The sequence below is a fragment of the Synechococcus sp. R55.7 genome (assembly GCF_047461955.1).
GTDB lineage: Bacteria > Cyanobacteriota > Cyanobacteriia > Thermostichales > Thermostichaceae > Thermostichus.
In genome coordinates, this window is the sequence record NZ_JANSIC010000447.1 from 1 (window position 1) to 778 (window position 778).

General features: G+C 61.1%; 1 protein-coding gene. It reads right to left on the reverse strand.

Going from position 1 to position 778, the window contains the following annotated elements; all coding sequences use genetic code 11:
* On the reverse strand, window positions 1-557 hold a 557-nt coding region (locus tag NW820_RS13055; RefSeq protein WP_414407731.1), incomplete at its 3' end, for a Uma2 family endonuclease.
* Window positions 558-778: the final 221 nt, after the last annotated feature.

Here is a 778-nt window from a genome sequence, read left to right on the forward strand (position 1 = left end):
CCCCGCCGCTGAAAAAGGGCCAGAGGGGATCCCTGCAGTTCCCTTAGTTGCCGCAAGGGAGAGGCTACGCCCGCTGTGCGATCGTAGACCGCGTAGTAGCTGACGCCGGCGCGGGCATAGTCTTTGCGTTTGCGGCCCAGCTCTTCCCCTTTGCGCTTGGAGACAATCTCAATGACCACATCCGGCGGCTTACCCATCTCCCAGACCAGGTAGGTGCGATCTTCCTTGCGCTCAAAGCTGGCGGGGGGAGCCACCTCCAGGCTGAGCGTCACATCGGGCATCAGGGGGGGCAGTTTGAGGGCAGAGAACAGGCCAATATTGGCTGTGGCCAAAAAGGGGATCAGCTCCCCCGTGTCTTCGGCCTTGGGCTGGAAGGAGGCGTAGAGAGCGCTGGTGAGCAGGCGCTGCAGCTTTTTGGAGAGAATGCTGTCCGCGGGCTCATCATCCTCGATGACCAGGTCGCTGTTCGCGCAGCGGGTGTAGCCTTTATCCGGTGGCGGAGGAAATGCCGTCTCTGGCATCGAGGGCTGGACTGGGCTGGAGGGTGCGGAAACCATGCTCACCGGGATCCCTTGCTGGTGTTGCTAACTACGGACTAGGGCTCAGCTAAGGCTGCTGAGCTGTTTGCCCAGCAGGCGTAGCCTTTTTCGAGGGTAACAAAAGTTTTCGGGAACATGATGGACATGCCACCGAAGCAGCGGATGCCGATCGCGTTAGCGGGACGGAGTCCAATCGCGTTAGCGGGACGGAGTCCAATCGCGTTAGCGGGACGGAGTCC